At 53.3% G+C, this 16,373-nt stretch carries 12 protein-coding genes; 6 read left to right on the top strand and 6 right to left on the bottom strand.

The features are described 5' to 3' along the window. Positions 1-26: 26 nt before the first annotated feature. Positions 27-413: a 50S ribosomal protein L21 gene (rplU, locus tag H6F94_RS26355; RefSeq protein ID WP_190805247.1), complete on the bottom strand. Its 387-nt coding sequence runs from the start codon at positions 411-413 to the stop codon at positions 27-29. 110 nt (positions 414-523) lie between these two features. After that, a complete protein-coding gene (locus H6F94_RS26350) occupies positions 524-1,399 on the bottom strand; it encodes a M48 family metallopeptidase (RefSeq protein ID WP_190805246.1) in 876 nt (291 codons plus the stop codon). Positions 1,400-1,561: 162 nt separating this feature from the next. On the opposite strand from H6F94_RS26350, the gene H6F94_RS26345 reads away from it, so the two are divergent. After that, on the top strand, positions 1,562-2,773 hold the full coding sequence (locus tag H6F94_RS26345; protein ID WP_190805245.1) for an NAD(P)/FAD-dependent oxidoreductase: 1,212 nt from the start codon (positions 1,562-1,564) through the stop codon (positions 2,771-2,773). A gap of 112 nt (positions 2,774-2,885) precedes the next feature. Here H6F94_RS26345 and lepB read toward each other — a convergent pair whose 3' ends face one another. After that, positions 2,886-3,476 carry a signal peptidase I gene (gene lepB / locus H6F94_RS26340; protein ID WP_190805244.1) on the bottom strand — a complete coding sequence of 197 codons (591 nt, stop codon included), beginning with the start codon at positions 3,474-3,476 and terminating at the stop codon, positions 2,886-2,888. Between the two features lie 244 nt (positions 3,477-3,720). Here lepB and H6F94_RS26335 point away from each other — a divergent pair, with 244 nt between their 5' ends. From H6F94_RS26335 to H6F94_RS26325, 3 genes are read left to right on the top strand one after another with little or no spacing between them, the layout of a single operon-like run. Then, positions 3,721-5,310 carry a glycoside hydrolase family 57 protein gene (locus tag H6F94_RS26335; protein WP_190805243.1) on the top strand — a complete coding sequence of 530 codons (1,590 nt, stop codon included), beginning with the start codon at positions 3,721-3,723 and terminating at the stop codon, positions 5,308-5,310. A gap of 46 nt (positions 5,311-5,356) precedes the next feature. Beyond that, positions 5,357-8,041, top strand: coding sequence for an ATP-dependent chaperone ClpB (gene clpB / locus H6F94_RS26330; protein WP_190805242.1), 2,685 nt, complete (start codon positions 5,357-5,359; stop codon positions 8,039-8,041). Positions 8,042-8,050: 9 nt separating this feature from the next. Then, positions 8,051-8,914, top strand: a complete 864-nt coding sequence (locus H6F94_RS26325) for an alpha/beta fold hydrolase (RefSeq protein ID WP_190805241.1) — start codon at positions 8,051-8,053, stop codon at positions 8,912-8,914. A gap of 84 nt (positions 8,915-8,998) precedes the next feature. Here the strand turns inward: H6F94_RS26325 and H6F94_RS26320 are convergent, their stop codons facing one another. Further along, the gene (locus H6F94_RS26320) at positions 8,999-10,192 is read right to left on the bottom strand and encodes a hypothetical protein (RefSeq protein WP_190805240.1); all 1,194 of its coding nucleotides are present in this window, start codon (positions 10,190-10,192) and stop codon (positions 8,999-9,001) included. Positions 10,193-10,273: 81 nt separating this feature from the next. On the opposite strand from H6F94_RS26320, the gene H6F94_RS26315 reads away from it, so the two are divergent. Further along, complete coding sequence (locus H6F94_RS26315; RefSeq protein ID WP_242041427.1) at positions 10,274-11,200, top strand: metallophosphoesterase family protein; 927 nt, start codon at positions 10,274-10,276, stop codon at positions 11,198-11,200. A 25-nt stretch (positions 11,201-11,225) separates the two neighbouring features. Here the strand turns inward: H6F94_RS26315 and H6F94_RS26310 are convergent, their stop codons facing one another. Next, positions 11,226-12,569 carry a glycosyltransferase gene (locus tag H6F94_RS26310; RefSeq protein WP_190805239.1) on the bottom strand — a complete coding sequence of 448 codons (1,344 nt, stop codon included), beginning with the start codon at positions 12,567-12,569 and terminating at the stop codon, positions 11,226-11,228. Between the two features lie 688 nt (positions 12,570-13,257). Between H6F94_RS26310 and H6F94_RS26305 the strand changes: the two genes are divergently transcribed. After that, entirely contained in the window at positions 13,258-15,069 is a 1,812-nt protein-coding gene (locus H6F94_RS26305) for a sensor histidine kinase (protein ID WP_190805238.1), read from the top strand. Here the strand turns inward: H6F94_RS26305 and H6F94_RS26300 are convergent. Then, positions 15,026-16,363, bottom strand: coding sequence for an FAD-dependent hydroxylase (locus H6F94_RS26300; RefSeq protein WP_190805237.1), 1,338 nt, complete (start codon positions 16,361-16,363; stop codon positions 15,026-15,028). The genes H6F94_RS26305 and H6F94_RS26300 overlap by 44 nt on opposite strands. Between the last annotated feature and the right edge of the window lie 10 nt (positions 16,364-16,373).

Below are 16,373 nucleotides of genomic sequence, written 5' to 3'. Positions count from 1 at the left end.
AGTTAACCTTTTAAACCGTCATCAGTTTACTCTTCTTCATTAGTTGTAGCAGCTGCAAGAACTGGGGCGCTGCCGCTTGCTTCACCCACCACCTGGCCCTCTAGCGAGATGCTGGTGACCAGAATTCGGGTGTAATTCTGACGGTGACCGCGCTTTTTGCGGGTCTTCTTCTTGGGCTTCATCTTGTAGACGATGACCTTACGTCCGCGTCGGTTGCCCAGAGAGGTGACTTCAACTGTTGCATTGCTCACCAGAGGTTGACCAATGCTCAGTCCATCATCGTGCTTGACCAAGAGCACCTGGTCGAGCGTAAGTGTCCCGTCCTGTTCTACGGGCAGAAGTTCTACATCGTAGAAGCGACCGGGCTCGACGCGCAATTGCTTGCCGCCCGTTTGAATGATTGCGTAAGTCATGGGTTGAAGTTGCCTTGGGGTCGCCGTACAGGTGCCTGATGCAGAGCATCAAGCTTAGCGCCTGACCTGATCCGAGCAAAATAAACAGGCGATCTCTGATTGTGCCGCTGTTAGCGCTGACTTGTCAACCTTGAGCGCACCGCTGACTGGTAGGCTGCATTGTCTAAACCTGCCGAGCCTGCCAGATTATTTTGAGCAATCAGCTGGTTGAGCGTCCGGATGCGGTCAGGGGTGGCTGGGTGCGTGCTCAAGAAATTGGGCACTGAGCGAGAACTGACCAAGTTCTGCATGAAGGCAGGCATGGCACTGGCTGCGTAGCCAGCGCGCGTCAGACTGAATAGGCCTAAGCGGTCAGCCTCAAACTCATCTCGACGGCTGCCCGGACGGTTGAGGGCAAGCTCCACGCCAATGCGGACGGCGGTGTTGCGGTCAAGTCCAGCCGCGCTTGCCAGACCAGCCTCAATCGCCTGCTGCTTCATCTGATTGACGGCGTGTCGGCCAACGATGTGTCCCATCTCGTGTCCCAGAACGCTGGCGAGTTCTGCTTCATTGGCAGCCTTGGCTAGCAAGCCACTGGTGACATAGACATAGCCGCCCATCGTAGCAAAGGCATTGACTTGATTGTTGCGGACTACCTGGAAGCGATAGGGGATATTGGGCCGCTCGCTGTAGGGCACTAGTCTTTGGCCGATGCGGTCAACGTATCTGGTAATGTTTGGCTCGTTAAGCAGGCGAAACTCACTGCTGAGAAGCTGCTGATTAATCTGACCGCCCAAGGTAACCTCTTGGCGGTCGGAGAGGCTGGACAGCTGGATCACCTGAATGCCACGAAAGATCAGGTCTACTAGGCCGCGTTGGGCATTAGCTGGCTGAGCATAGGACGTTGCCCAAATTGTCAAAGCCACAATTGCCGACAGGCAGGGCAACAGCCAGCGCTGCCGGAAAGATAGATGGTGTATCAAGCGAGAAAAAGAGCGGTTATTCATAGCAGCAGTACTAAAGCCAGCAATTGATCGGACGTGAGTAAGGCTCCTCAAGTTGCGCCCTGACCTTTCCTAAAGGCTGGCCTCCAGTCCAACCCCGCCCAAGATGGCGAGAGTCGAAGTTCGTTATCCTGGAGGCAGCGCCCGGTCCTCCCCATTTTGACTATGACTCAGCAGATCTGCATCCTTGGTGGTGGCTTCGGTGGTCTCTACACCGCCCTGAATCTCAGCCGTCTGCCCTGGAAAGCTCAGCAACCGGAAATTGTTCTGGTCGATCAGTCAGATTGCTTTGTGTTTACGCCCCTACTCTACGAATTACTGACCGGGGAGCTTCAAACCTGGGAAATTGCCCCTCCTTTTCAAGAACTATTAGCCAATACGGGCGTGCGGTTTCTGCAAGGCGTTGTTACTGGCATTGATCTAGCCGAGCACCGGGTGGAACTGACTGAGGGACCAGAGTTGACCTATGACCGGCTAGTTCTGGCTTTAGGGGGTGAACCCGCTAGCAGCAGTATTCCAGGCGTCGCTGAGCATACCTACGCTTTCCGCAGCGTTGCTGATGCTCGTCGGCTAGAGGAACGTCTGCGTGTTTTAGAAGAAGCCAAGCAGGACAAGATCCGCATCGTGATCATCGGCGCTGGTCCTAGCGGCGTGGAATTGGCCTGTAAGCTAGCAGACCGGCTAGGCGATCGAGGTCGGGTGCGGCTAGTTGACTACGGCAATCAAATTGTTGCTGGTTTTGCCCCCACCACACGAGAAGCAGCCCAAAAGGCGCTGGAACGGCGGCAGATCTGGCTCAACCTGGAAACCAAGGTGCTGAATGTCAGCAGTGATGCGATCACCTTGGAATATCGCGACGAATCTGAAACCTTACCTGTTGATTTGGTATTGTGGGCTGCTGGCACGACGGTCCCGGACTTGGTGCGGACATTGCCGCTTAAGCACAACGAGCGAGGCCAGGTCGTGGCTGAATCCACGCTGCAAGTGCCCGACCATGCAGACCTATTTGCTCTGGGTGATCTAGCAGAAAGCCACGATGCCGATGGACAACTGGTTCCGATCACAGCCCAGGCAGCTTTTCAGCAGGCAGAGTTCTGCGCCTGGAATGTTTGGGCTTCGCTCAATGGTCGACCTTTGCTGTCTTTCCGCTATCTCCAACTAGGCGAACTCTTGACTTTGGGTGAAGATGCTGCAGCCTTCTCGGGTCTGGGTTTAAACCTGGATGGACCGCTAGCCTACCTGGTTCGCCGTGTAGTCTATCTGGGCCGTATGCCGACCCTGGAGCACCAGATCAAAGTCGGCTTGAATTGGATTACTCGCCCTGTGCTTGAGGCTCTATCTCAGTTTGATGCCGCAGTTGCTGAGCGTCAGAGGTGAGTTTTGAGAGCAGTTGCCAATAAATGATTCTAAATTTTTGAAGGGGCATGCCAAGGCATGCCCCTTCAATGTTTGCTGTCCCTTCTCTGCTGTTCCCTAGTCCCTCATGGAGCTATGGAGTCGGTTGAGCAATCGCACTACCCCCAGCGAGGTTTAATTCACCAACGCGTTGCGGCGGCCAGAAGCGGAAGGCGGCACGACCAACAATGCGATCGCGGGGCACAAAGCCCCAGAAGTGGCTATCGTAGCTGTTGTTGCGGTTGTCTCCCAGGACCATATATTGCCCTTCAGGAATTCGCTCAGGCCCCCAAACGTAATTGGGGCGATTGCCTTCAAGATAGCGTTCGCTTAAGGGCTTACCGTTCACGAAGACCGAACCGTCATGGACGGCAACCTCATCGCCTGGCAGGCCAACCACCCGCTTGATGAAGGCGTCCTTGTAGCCCTCGTTCTGCAGCGCCTGGGTGGGCTGAAACACGACAATGTCTCCCCGTTGCGGTGGGTGCAAGCGGTAGCTAATCTTCTCCACCAGCAACCGATCATTCACCTCTAGCGTTGGCACCATAGACTCTGAGGGAATATAGCGGGCCTCAGCGACAAACACACGAATCCCAAAGGCGAGCAGAACGCTCACACCTAGAGTTTTCAGGTTGTCAACCCACACGTTAGGGGAGGGAGGGGGGGACGCATCTTGCTTGGTCATTGCTTTATCCTAACGGCTCCTAGGAGAGAGTCTGTGTCGTTGAAGTACAACCTTGATGACGCCGGGATGGCTATCGATATGTTTTCTGGGATCAATCCGATCAGTCCGCTTATTTTGATTCTCTCGGATTGGCCGAGAATTGGCTGGCTATCCCTCAAGCTGGGATAAGTCAAGGGTTGTCCATTGGCTGTAAATTGTTCGTAACCCGCTTGTCCTGCTTTAATCCACTCTGAGGGACCCGTTCATGAGCATCGGCTATCTCGCGTTTGTCCTGCACGCTCATTTGCCCTTTGTACGGCACCCTGAGAGTGATTATGTCCTAGAGGAAGAGTGGCTCTACGAAGCGATCACCGAAACCTATGTGCCTCTACTACAGGTATTTGAAGGGCTCAAACGGGACGGCATCGACTTCAAAATAACGATGAGTATGACGCCGCCCCTGGTCAGTATGTTGCGGGATCCCCTGCTTCAGGAGCGCTACGACAAGCACCTAGCCCAGCTTGAGGAACTAGCTGAGAAAGAAGCCGTCCGCAACGAGCACAACGGCCATATCAAATATTTGGCGAACCACTACGTTGAGGAATTCCGGACTGTTCGTCAGCTCTGGGAGCGCTACGACCGAGACTTAGTGGGCGCATTTAAGCAGTTTCTGGACTCCAACAATCTAGAGATCATTACCTGCGGCGCAACTCACGGTTATCTACCGCTGATGAAAATGTACCCGCAGGCGGTGTGGGCTCAAATTCAAGTAGCCTGCGAGCACTACGAAGAAAACTTTGGTCGCCCCCCGAAGGGCATTTGGCTGCCTGAATGCGCCTATTACAACGGCTTGGAGCGCATGCTGGCCGATGCAGGCTTGCGCTACTTCCTAAGCGATGGGCATGGCATTCTCTATGCCAACCCCCGTCCTCGCTTTGGCACTTACGCACCGATTTTTACGGAGACTGGCGTGGCTGCTTTTGGCCGCGACCATGAGTCCTCCCAACAGGTCTGGTCTTCAGAAGTAGGATATCCAGGCGATCCGGCCTATCGAGAGTTTTACAAGGATTTGGGCTGGGAAGCAGAGTACGAGTACATTAAGCCGTACATCATGCCCAATGGCCAGCGCAAAAACATTGGCATCAAATATCACAAAATTACTGGGCGCGGTTTGGGGCTCTCTGATAAAGCCCTCTACGACCCCTACTGGGCCAAGCAAAAGGCTGCTGATCATGCCGCTAACTTCATGTTCAACCGAGAACAGCAGGTTGAGCACCTTCACGGCATCATGAAGCGTCCGCCGATTGTCGTTTCGCCCTACGATGCTGAACTCTTTGGGCACTGGTGGTACGAAGGCCCCTGGTTTATTGACTATCTGATCCGCAAGTCGCACTACGACCAGGGCACCTACCAGATGACTCACTTGGCGGACTATCTGCGCGACAACCCCTCGCAGCAGGTAGCCCGTCCCGCTCAGTCCAGCTGGGGCTATAAAGGCTTTCATGAGTATTGGCTCAACGAAACCAACGCCTGGATCTACCCGCACCTGCACAAAGCAACTGAGCGCATGATCGAGCTTTCCAACCAGGAGCCTGCAGATGAACTAGAATGGCGTGCGCTTAACCAAGCGGCGCGCGAGTTACTTTTAGCTCAATCCTCGGACTGGGCCTTTATTATGCGGACTGGCACCATGGTCCCTTATGCGGTGCGCCGGACCCGTTCTCACCTATTGCGCTTCAATAAGTTGTTTGAAGACCTGAACCTCGGCAAAGTCGATTCGGGTTGGCTTGAGAAGGTCGAAAAGATTGACAATATCTTCCCTAGCCTCAACTACCGGGTTTACCGGCCTCTCTAGAGAATCTACCCTTGTTAGACTAAAATTCCGCCCTGGATGATAGCCGATGCAGCCCACCGATCCCAACAAGTTCACTGAAAAAGCCTGGGATGCGATTGTTAAATCTCAGGATGTTGCGCGACGTTCCTCCCACCAACAGCTAGAGGTGGAACATCTGATGGTGGCTGTGCTGGAGCAAGAAGGGCTAGCTGGCACCATTCTGGCACGTGCCAATGTGCCACCGGCGCGACTGCTGCAACCGTTGGAGGGGTTCCTGCAACGGCAGCCCAAGGTTGGTACCACCGATCAACTTTACCTAGGCCGCAATCTGGAGTTGCTCTTGGACCGGGCAGACGAAGCCCGTCAGAAATTCGAAGACGAATTCATCTCGATCGAGCACTTGCTGCTGGCCTTTGTTGAAGATGACCGCATTGGCCGGCGCATCTTTAAGACAGTTGCCCTAGACCGTAGCCGCCTTGAAGGCATCATCAAAGACGTGCGGGGCAATCAAACTGTGTCTGACAAGAACCCAGAAGCCAAGTACGAAGCCCTAGAGCGCTTTGGTCGTGACCTGACTGAGCAAGCAAAAGCTGGCAAATTGGACCCGGTGATCGGTCGAGACGATGAGATCCGCCGCGTGGTTCAGGTGCTTAGCCGCCGCACCAAGAATAATCCTGTGCTGATTGGCGAACCCGGGGTGGGTAAGACCGCAATTGCTGAAGGTTTGGCCCAGCGCATTCTGAACGGGGATGTCCCTGAGTCGCTGAAGGGGCGCAAGCTAATTTCCCTAGATATGGGTTCTTTGATTGCGGGGGCAAAATATCGGGGCGAATTTGAGGACCGGCTCAAAGCGGTGCTTAAAGAAGTCACCAGCTCCGACGGGCAGATCGTGCTGTTCATTGACGAGCTTCACACAGTGGTTGGTGCCGGTGCCACCCAAGGTGCCATGGATGCCGGTAATCTGCTCAAACCCATGCTGGCGCGAGGCGAGTTGCGCTGTATCGGTGCTACAACCCTGGATGAGTATCGCAAATACATCGAGAAAGACGCGGCACTAGAACGGCGTTTCCAGCAGGTCTTTGTCGATCAGCCCACAGTTGAGGATACGATTTCGATTTTGCGGGGTTTGAAAGAGCGCTACCAAACTCACCACGGGGTCAAAATTGCCGACTCAGCGCTAGTCGCAGCCGCAGTCCTGTCCGATCGCTATATCTCGGATCGCTTCTTGCCCGACAAAGCTATTGACTTGGTGGATGAATCGGCTGCCAAGCTCAAGATGGAAATTACCTCCAAGCCCGTCGAGCTGGATGAGATCGACCGTCGCTTGCTGCAACTGGAGATGGAGAAACTCTCCGTGCAGGGAGAAGACGAAAGCTTGGAGCGTACCGAAAAAGACGGCAAAGTTATCTATCGCAATCGCCAAGGCCAACGCAGTTCCAATGAGCGTTTGGAGCGAATTGAACGCGAAATTGCGGACCTCAAAGAGAAGCAAACCGAGCTCAATTCTCGCTGGCAAACCGAGAAGGAAACGATTGACACGGTGCAGGATTTGCGGGAGCAGATCAGCCAAACTCAGGTGTTGATCGATCAAGCAGAGCGCGAATATAACCTCAACAAAATTGCCGAGTTACGTTATGGCAGGCTTAGGGAACTGCAAGAACAACTGGATGCCCTAGAAGTCAAGCTGGATAGCAATGCTACTGGCCTGTTCCGGGAGCAGGTCACTGAGGCCGATATCGCTGAGATCGTAGCCCGCTGGACGGGAATTCCTGTCAAGAGCTTGCTGGAATCTGAGCGGCAAAAACTATTGCAACTGGAATCCCATTTGCATGAACGGGTTGTAGGGCAAGAAGAAGCTGTTTCCTCTGTCTCTGCGGCGATCCGTCGGGCTCGGGCTGGCATGAAAGATCCGGGACGTCCGATCGGCTCCTTTATCTTCTTAGGACCGACAGGGGTCGGCAAAACCGAGCTGGCGCGGACTCTGGCTCAATTCTTATTTGATACCGACGAAGCGATTGTGCGGATCGACATGTCTGAGTACATGGAGAAGCACTCAGTTTCGCGGTTGATCGGCGCGCCTCCTGGCTACGTGGGTTATGACGAAGGGGGGCAACTTTCTGAAGCGATCCGTCGCCGTCCTTACTCAGTCATTTTGTTTGATGAGGTTGAGAAAGCCCATCCGGATGTATTCAATATCCTGCTACAGGTTCTCGATGATGGGCGCATTACTGACTCTCAAGGTCGCACAGTGGACTTCAAAAACACTGTAATCATCATGACCAGCAACATTGGTAGTGATGTAATTCTCGATGTCTCAGGGGACGACACCCAATATGAGGAAATGCGTCGGCGGGTGAATGAAGCTCTGAGAACCAACTTCCGTCCTGAGTTTCTGAATCGGGTGGATGAAACGATCATCTTCCACGCACTCAGCAAGGCTGAGATTCGCAAGATCGTCGGTCTGCAAATTCGTCGCATCGAAAAGCTGTTGGCGGACCAGAAATTGCATTTGGAACTCTCGGAGGCCGCTCAAACTTACGTTGCAGAAGTCGGTTATGACCCTGTCTATGGGGCCCGTCCGCTCAAGCGAGCCATTCAACGCGAAATTGAGAATCCAATTGCAGTCAAGATCTTGGAAGAGGCGTTTGAAGAAGGCGATACCATTTTGGTCGATGTGACAGACAATCACCTGACCTTTGATCGTAAAGCGACACGTCAAGTTACCCCTCCGCTCTACCAGCAGGCTGTGTAGACATCTGCCATGCCATACCTTGAAATCCGCCAAATTCCCCATTACTACGAGTGGGTCACGGCCTACGGCGATCGTCCAACTGGACGCCCCGTTATGGTTTACGTCCATGGGTGGGGTGGCTCTGGTCGCTACTGGGAGAGCACTGCACGGGCGCTTTCACCGGAGTTTGATGGTTTACTTTATGACCTGCGTGGCTTTGGCCGTTCCAAGGTAGCAGCGTTGACAGAAAGTGGTCCTACAACCCTGTATGAACTAGAAGCCTATGCGGACGATTTGGCTGAGATGCTAGATGCTCTGAATTTGGAGCGCGTGTATCTCAATGCTCACTCAATGGGCGCTTCGATGGCTGTTCTGTTTTTGAACCGCTATCCGGAGCGTGTTGAACGGGCCATCTTGACCTGCAGTGGCATTTTTGAATACGACAAAAATGCCTTTGAGCAGTTCTATAAGTTTGGCGGATATGTGGTGAAGTTTCGCCCTCAATGGCTGGCCAAAATCCCCTTCGTTGAACGCATGTTCATGGCGCGGTTTTTGCACCGTCCGATTGCCATTGCTGACCAAAAAGCTTTTCTAGAAGACTTTTTGCTAGCCGATTATCATGCCGCTCTGAATACAATTTTCGCTAGCGTCAGCAAAAAAGCGACAGAGGTTATGCCTCAAGAATTTGCCCAGGTGCAAGTTCCTACCTTGCTAATTTCGGGTGAGAAGGACATTATCATTCCTGCGGACATGGGCGAGAAGGCCGCGGCCCTGAGCGAGCAAGTGAAATATGTTGTGATTCCCAAAACTGCTCACTTCCCTATGCTGGAAGATCCTCAAACCTACTTAGCTCAGGTGCGGGAGTTTTTGGCGCAGGAAGTTTATGCGGGTTGACCGAGCGTTCTTATCTGGGTCTCACAGGCCTAGATAAGAACCCAGATAAGAACGCAGAACAGTCCCACAAAATTCAGCCAGAATTTAGCGTTGGAAGATGACCATGTTTTCCCCAACCACAGGGTTACGGGCGACCAACTGATCTTGCGCGTCCACAACCAGCAGGCGGCTGAAATCAAGGTCGCGGCTTCGCTTAAGCAGATCGGCCATCAACTGGTCCTGTTTTGCTGCCGCCAAGTTGTACCAATCGCTGCCTAACTGCACAGTGAGACGATTGCTCTGGAAGTTGGCCCGAATTGCCTGAATCAAACCTGGCGCGTAGCTGTTGGTGACCTCGGAAACCTGGCTCTGCATTGAGGCAATCAAACTTTGTTCAGGCGTGAGCTGAGGCAACCGCTCGGGTTCAGGCTCCTCAGCCTTGGGGGGTGGCGAGACACTAACTGGCGGCGTCTCTGGCTCCGGAGCCGTCAGTTCTGGTGGCAGGACGGGCGCTGCCGGTGGGGATGGTACCTCTGGTGGGGTTATGAGTGGCGGAGTCGTCTCAGTGGGCTGCTTCTCAGTGGGCTGCTGGACAGGCGGCGGCACCACAGCAATCTTGGGCGGTGGCGCTGGGCTCAGAGCCGATGAAAGCGTGAACAGCAACACTAGCAGTGCCCCAGAAGCACTAGCAACCAAGCCCCGGTCGCTCAGCCGCTCATTGAGTGAGGCAGGCAAGATGGCCCGTGTCTTGTCTAGACCCCAGGCCAGCGCTGATTCTAGGGCAGTGCGCACGCGTTCTGGCAGCAGATCGCGCACCCGTCCAAAGACGTTTTCTAGCCAAACTACAGCCTGTTGCCACAAAGGCTGGATCCGGGCCAATTGGCCACCAAGGTCAACAGGGGATAAAGGTCCAGTTGTCGCCTGTGGACGGGGGACACCGGGTGTAGCAGCTGTTGCGACTTCTGCAATTGAGGTATCTGCTACTGAAGTAGAAGGAGGTAACGCTGCCGGTTCAGTCTCTAGCCTGACCAACAAATACTCGGCCCCTCGGATCACTGCGCGCAGCAACACAATAGCCTGCCGACGCAGCCAGGGCTGGGCTACTTGCCAAAATTGCTGGAACTGAGCGATGGCCTTGCGCAAAAGTGCTGTAGCATCCTGCGGTGGCAGCGCAGGTGGCGGTGAGGCAGCAGACTCCTGCGGTGGGCTTAGCGGGCTCGGTGGACTGTCGTCAGGCCCAGGAGCTGAGTCGTTCGGCGCTTCGTTTTCAGGGGGGAGGTCAGGCGGCTGGCCGGTCATGGCAACAGTACATTCTGATACCGGATCACTGTATCACTGCTGCCCTGTCTTCACAGGAGAGCGTTATCTTAGTCCCTGGAGATGTTGACTATTGTTATGCCGTTAAAGCGCCGTCAGTTGCTCACCTGGACTGGTCTAGCTGGACTCGGGGCCGCCACCGCTTGCATGCGTTCTAGAGCGGGTTCTTCGCAGACAAACCCTCCTGCTGCCAGCGCTGCTATCCCCACGCCTGTGCCAACTACGCCAGCAGGACCACAGTTGCGTTTTGCCGCTGTCGCCGATACAGGCACGGGTGGTGAGGGGCAGTACGCTGTTGCCAAAGCAATGGCTGGCTACCACGCTCAGAACCCCTTCCCTTTAGTGGTCCTAGCTGGAGACAATATTTACAACAACGGCGAAATTGAGAAAATCAGTGCTGTGTTTGAGCAGCCCTATGAGACCTTGCTAAATCAAGGTGTCAAGTTCCGGGCTTGCTTGGGCAACCACGACATCCGTACCGCGAATGGCGAACCTCAACTGCGCTATCCAGGCTTCAACATGGAAGGGCGCTACTACACCTTCACTCAAGCTCCAGTACAGTTTTTTGCGCTAGATACGAATGGGAATGCCGCTTGGCGAACGCAACTGGCCTGGCTCGATCAAGAATTGAGCCGTAGCACTGCGCCCTGGAAAGTTGTCTTCGGCCACCATCCGGTTTATTCATCGGGCCATTACGGGGTCAATCGAGCTTTTATCCGCGACTTAACCCCACTGTTCGAGAAGCACCGGGTTCAGCTCTATATCAATGGCCACGACCACAGCTACGAGCGGACCCAAGTCATTAATGGCACGACTTACCTGATTTGTGGGGCAGGTGCAGGTACCCGCCCCGTGGGCCGCTCAGGCTGGACTGCTCACTCGGCACAACGCTTAAGCTTTGCTGGGCTTGAAGTCTATGACGATCGGATTGAGATTGAAGCAATTGGAACCGATGGCAGTGTCTTTGACCGAGGCGTCATAAAGCTGTAGCGCGAGGAGTCAGCTAACGCTATAGCTAGCGGTACAGATAAGGCGTGTCAGTGAAGTGAGGTTGGCTAGCCCCACTGGGCTGGCGGGCTCGAAGATGGGTGTCGATTTGCCTCGAGTGCCTCGAGCTACTTCTGTGCTGATTGCTGAGTGCTAAGTCGTGAATGAATTTTGCTACAAATTCTGCTCCAGTTAGATTCACGCCAATTCGCTTCGGGCCGATCGCCAGGGCTTGTTCCAGCCCTGCTAGGAGGCTGCTGGCAGACAAATTCTGTTCTCTAAGCAGAACGCCACGACCAGAATTGTGAAGAAATTGGGCGCGGTAAAGCTGCTCCTGCACCATGCCGTTGGCTTCGTAGGGAACAACTAGGGCCGGTACCCCAGTTCGTTCAAGATCAACAAATGTGCTTTGTCCGCACTGAGAGACAGAGGCAACACAGTGATGCATTAAGCGGGCGGCATACTCAGCACTGCTGACAGTTGGCTGCACGATCAACCTACCCTGAGTCCCTGTCGCTGTCGTTACCGCTTCGGCCATGGCTTGCAGAGCAGCCATCTCAGCCTTCAAGTGTGGTCCGACCAGGAGTCGCCAGGGATGCTGGCCCAAAAGGCAATTTGGGGAGCGCTGGGCTAGACCAAAGGCTTCAATCGCGGCTCGGAACAGCTGATTACCCAGTTCACTACCACCTGCTGCAACAATGACCTCAGGCTCCTGAACCTCAGCCAGTGGCAGTAGAGGCGTGCTGTCTACAGGGTAACCAGCCAAAATTAGCTTGTCCTGAAATTGCGCAGCGAGCGGACAACTTTGCATGAACAGGTCGAGACTGGCTCCGCAGACCAGAATGTAGTCGACCTCCTCTTTCACTTTGCAAAGGTATTCTTTAGCTTCAGTGTCAGATTGATTCTCAAAACCATCAATAAAATCCATAGAGGAAGCCAAAACGGGTGGTTCCCACGGTGCTAAATGTGCCAGGTCAACGAGTGTTTTATATTCAAATTCAATTAACTTATCCCACTCTAAACCAGATAGATGATTATGTAAGAGAACAACATTGGGCTTGATTGTATTGAAGGCGTTACTTACACAATCTATCCGTGCTTGTTTCCAACGCTCATCGACCTCATGACCGCTTTCGTCAATGAGCTTGAAGTTCAATGAACCATGCTCGGTAACTTGATTCCGACAGACTGGTAATTTTATCCAGTTAATTCTGTCATGCACCACACTAAAAGGCACTAAATCGTCAATTAGAACCGTGAGTTCAACATTCTCGTATTGCTTAACTAGCGCCTTTGCAAGCACTTGAGCCCAATAGTGGGAACCTAGACCCATCATGGGTTCAACAAAATAGAGAACAGAAAATTTTTCCATGAGGTATCGTGCTGTGTTCCAGCGCTCTGAAGGACCTTGAAGGTTATCAATGAAGGCTCGGTGTTATTTCTGATGTAAACATGTAGCCCTCTGGCTACTCATCAGAGAGGATACGGTCATCACGCTTATTAGCCTTGTGATATCCCCGTATATTTACGGTTGCTTAACAAGCTGATAAAAAAGCTTTGCCGTAAAAACTACCTTGACTTCTATACTGCTTACGTAGTATTGCCGAGGGCTGCGCTTGCTCCTTTGACGTCTCAACTCAGTGTTCGTGGTAATCTTGCTGGGCTTGACGGATTCCCAAGTAGATTAACCCTGTTAAACTTAATGCCCCTCAGTTTTGGGCCTACTGAATTAAGCCGCATCTGCTGTGCGAAACTTAAACAGCAGATCGCTTGAAAATTTGTCAACAGCAATTTAGCGTGATTTAACTTCCTCTTTGTCCACTGGACCAAGAGCATCTCGTAACCTATGATCGAGGCCAAACCTGCCTTTGCTTAAGTCTCTTGTGCCTAGGCGAGAACGTTCGCTCTGCCTGACTTGCAAGTCAGAAACTGCCAGAAAACTACACTTTAGGGTTGAGGTTCTAAGTTTTGGCAGAGAGTGTTATGTGAAGTAAGGTGAAGAGTGAGAACCTTGGGTATCAGTAGCCCAAATCAGACTAGCGGATCAGTAGGTAGCTTCGATGACACTACGCAAGAAGACACTGCTCATCATTGGGGTTACCCTCGTTAGCCTGGTCTTGGTTCTGTATAACATTTCTGCCAACATTTTGCTCAGTGGTTTCAACCAATTAGAAGAGCAGAATATGCGCATGAACCTTGAGCGAGCCTCAAGCGCTATTTCGCATAATTTAGATGAGCTAAACACCTCTAATATCAACTGGTCAATGTGGGATGATTCCTATGCTTTTGTTGCAGAGCCCACAGAAGACTATATCCAGTCAAATTTGTACGACAATGCCTTTGAAAAGCTTAAGTTGAACTTGATGTTGTTTGTCCGCTCCTCAGGACAACTTGTTTATGGCAAGGCTTTTGACTTGCAACGCGAACAACAAACTTCCCTGCCTCAGAATTTACCAGCCTATCTCAAGCGCAACCCTCCAGCCCTGCGCCATGCGGATCCAAACAGCAACCGTTCAGGCATTATTCTGCTACCCAAGGATATTTTGCTGGTTTCCTCGCGGCCTGTTCTGACTAGTGAAGGCAAGGGACCGATTCGGGGATCTCTCATCCTAGGGCAATACTTAAACGAAGCTAAACTTCAAGCGCTAGAGCACACCACCCGCCTGTCTCTCACTGTGCATCGGCTCGATCAATCACCGCTACCGCCTGACTACCAGGCTGCGCTGACCTCGCTAGCCAATACCTCCACCTCCACCTACGTCCAGCCACTCAGCGAAGACCAAATCGCAGGCTATACCTTGCTTGAGGATATCGAGGGCAGACCTGCTCTATTGTTGCGGGTAGACACTCCTAGAGCAATCTACCAGGAAGCCCGCATCAGCCAGAAGGCTTTGCTCTGGACGCTGCTAGGCATCGGCCTAGTATTTGGTTGTGTCGCGCTACTGCTCCTAGAGAAGTTAGTGCTCGCCCGTTTGGCTCAGCTGAGCGCGAGTGTGAGAAGCATTCGCAGCAGTGACGACCTCGACCGACGCGTATTGGTCAAGGGTAAGGATGAGCTATCAAGCCTAGCTAGGGCAATCAACCGGATGTTGGAGACGCTGGCGCAACTCCATCAACAAAGCCAGAAGCAAGTTCAAGAACTACAGCAGCTGAGCCTGCTCAAAGATGACTTCCTGAGTACGGTTTCTCACGAACTGCGAACGCCATTGACCAATATCCGAATGGCAATTCGCATGTTACAGCTGTCTGAGACGCAGGAGCAACGGTCGCGCTATTTAGCCGTTTTGCAAGCTGAATGTAATCGGGAAGTTGATCTGGTTAATGACCTCTTGGATTTGCAACGGTTGGAGGCAGATTCCTATCCGATCTCTTTGCAGACTTTGCATTTAGATGAATGGCTACCAGAAATTCTGCAAGCATTTCAATCCCGCCTGAATTCTCGTCAGCAAACCCTGCAAGTTGAGCTATCCCCCGAGTTGCCGCCTCTGCTGTCCGACCAAGCTGGTGTGACGCGAATCCTATCAGAACTGCTCAATAATGCCTGCAAATACACGATTAGCGGCGGCAAAATTGCCTTGAGCGTGCGCTGTGTTACTCAGCCTCAACTCACGGATCGAACTTCGAGTTTAGCCATTGCCTTTTGCGTTGCGAACGAAGCAGAGATCCCAGCAACCGATCTACCCCGGATCTTTGAAAAATTCTATCGAGTGCCCGAAGCTGACCGTTGGAAACAAGGCGGAACCGGTCTGGGGCTATCTTTGGTCAAGAATTTGGTTGAGCACCTAAGGGGCAAAATCCAGGTCGAGAGCCGAGACGGCTGGACCCAATTCACCGTTGAGCTACCGGCCACTGCTGAACCCTGCCTGCGTTAGCGGCTAGTTCTGGAGGTCTACCGCGCAGGCCAGTCATCAATTGCAGCGCGTAGACTTTCAACGGTCGAACCGTCCGCAAGAGCCAGAGCGCAACTCGGCGTAGCCCAACCAGAGGCAGCCATTGATTGGAAAAACAGCGATCGAGCAGGTCGGTGAAGCCTAGAATCGCTAGATTTTCTAGTTTGCGCCAGCGCTCGTAGCGTTTGAGGACGCGCCAATCGCCAATATCTTCGCCCTGTTGATGGGCTGCTTGCAGCACTTGGGCCAATGCGGCAGCGTCCCGAATCCCCATATTCACGCCCTGGCCTCCCACCGGATGACAGCAGTGAGCGGCATCGCCAATCAGGGCCAAGCGAGGCTGTGTGTATCGGTTGCTGTGCATCAGTTGCACAGGAAACAGCACTCGGCCCCCGGCCAACGTTAGCTGGCCCATTTGAGAGCCATAGCGGCGGCTCAGTTCTGCCAAAAACTGCTGATCATCCAGCGCCGCCATCGCCTTCGCTTCGGCATGGGGTGCCGTCCAGACGATTTGGCAACGACTGTCGGGCAAGGGCAGGATGGCAAAAGGGCCGCTCGGCCAGAACCGTTCATAGGCTGTCTCTGGGTGAGGCTTCTCTGGCTTTACCGTAGTCACAATGCAAGATTGCCAGTATTTCCAGCCATGAGTGCCAATGCCCGCACCGGTCCGGATCTGTGACCTGGCTCCATCTGCGGCCACCAGTAAGCGGGTCCGCAGGCAGCATTGCTCGTTCTCCAGCTTTAAGGTCAGCTCAACCCCATCCGCTTGATAGCAGGTGTTGATTACCTCAGCCGGACATAGCCAGCTCACGGTTGGGCACTGCTGTAAGCCCTCTTGAAGCGCAGTGAGCAACACTCGATGCTCGGCTACATAACCCAGGGCGTCGGTCCCTAAGTCTTCAGGGCGAAAATGCACAACACCTGGATGGTCGGCATCTGACAACCGGATATGACGATAGGTGGTGATTTGGGGTAGGATTTGCTGCCAAAGCCCTAGGCCCTGAAAAATGCGGCTTGAAAGTAAGGAGATCGAATAGGCTTGCCCCCTAGCTGCGGCAGCTGATTGCATCTGAGCTTCGACTAAAGCGATGCGGAGCCCCGAGCCTTTGAGCGCACAGGCCAGGGTTGCGCCAACTAAGCCCCCACCCACAATCACCAAGTCGTAGTCATACCCCTGCGGCCTTGCTTGCTGGGGCTCTATTTGGTTTTGGGGCTGGTTTTGAGATTGGTTTTGGGGTTGAATGGATGGCTCGGAGACTGGCAGCAGCGAGGTCATTTTTAATAAA

Origin of the sequence: Leptolyngbya sp. FACHB-261 (genome assembly GCF_014696065.1) — a bacterium.
Classification (GTDB): Bacteria; Cyanobacteriota; Cyanobacteriia; order FACHB-261; family FACHB-261; genus FACHB-261.
The sequence above is the reverse complement of the archived record's forward strand: the minus strand, read 5'-3'. Positions and strand labels throughout refer to the sequence as shown.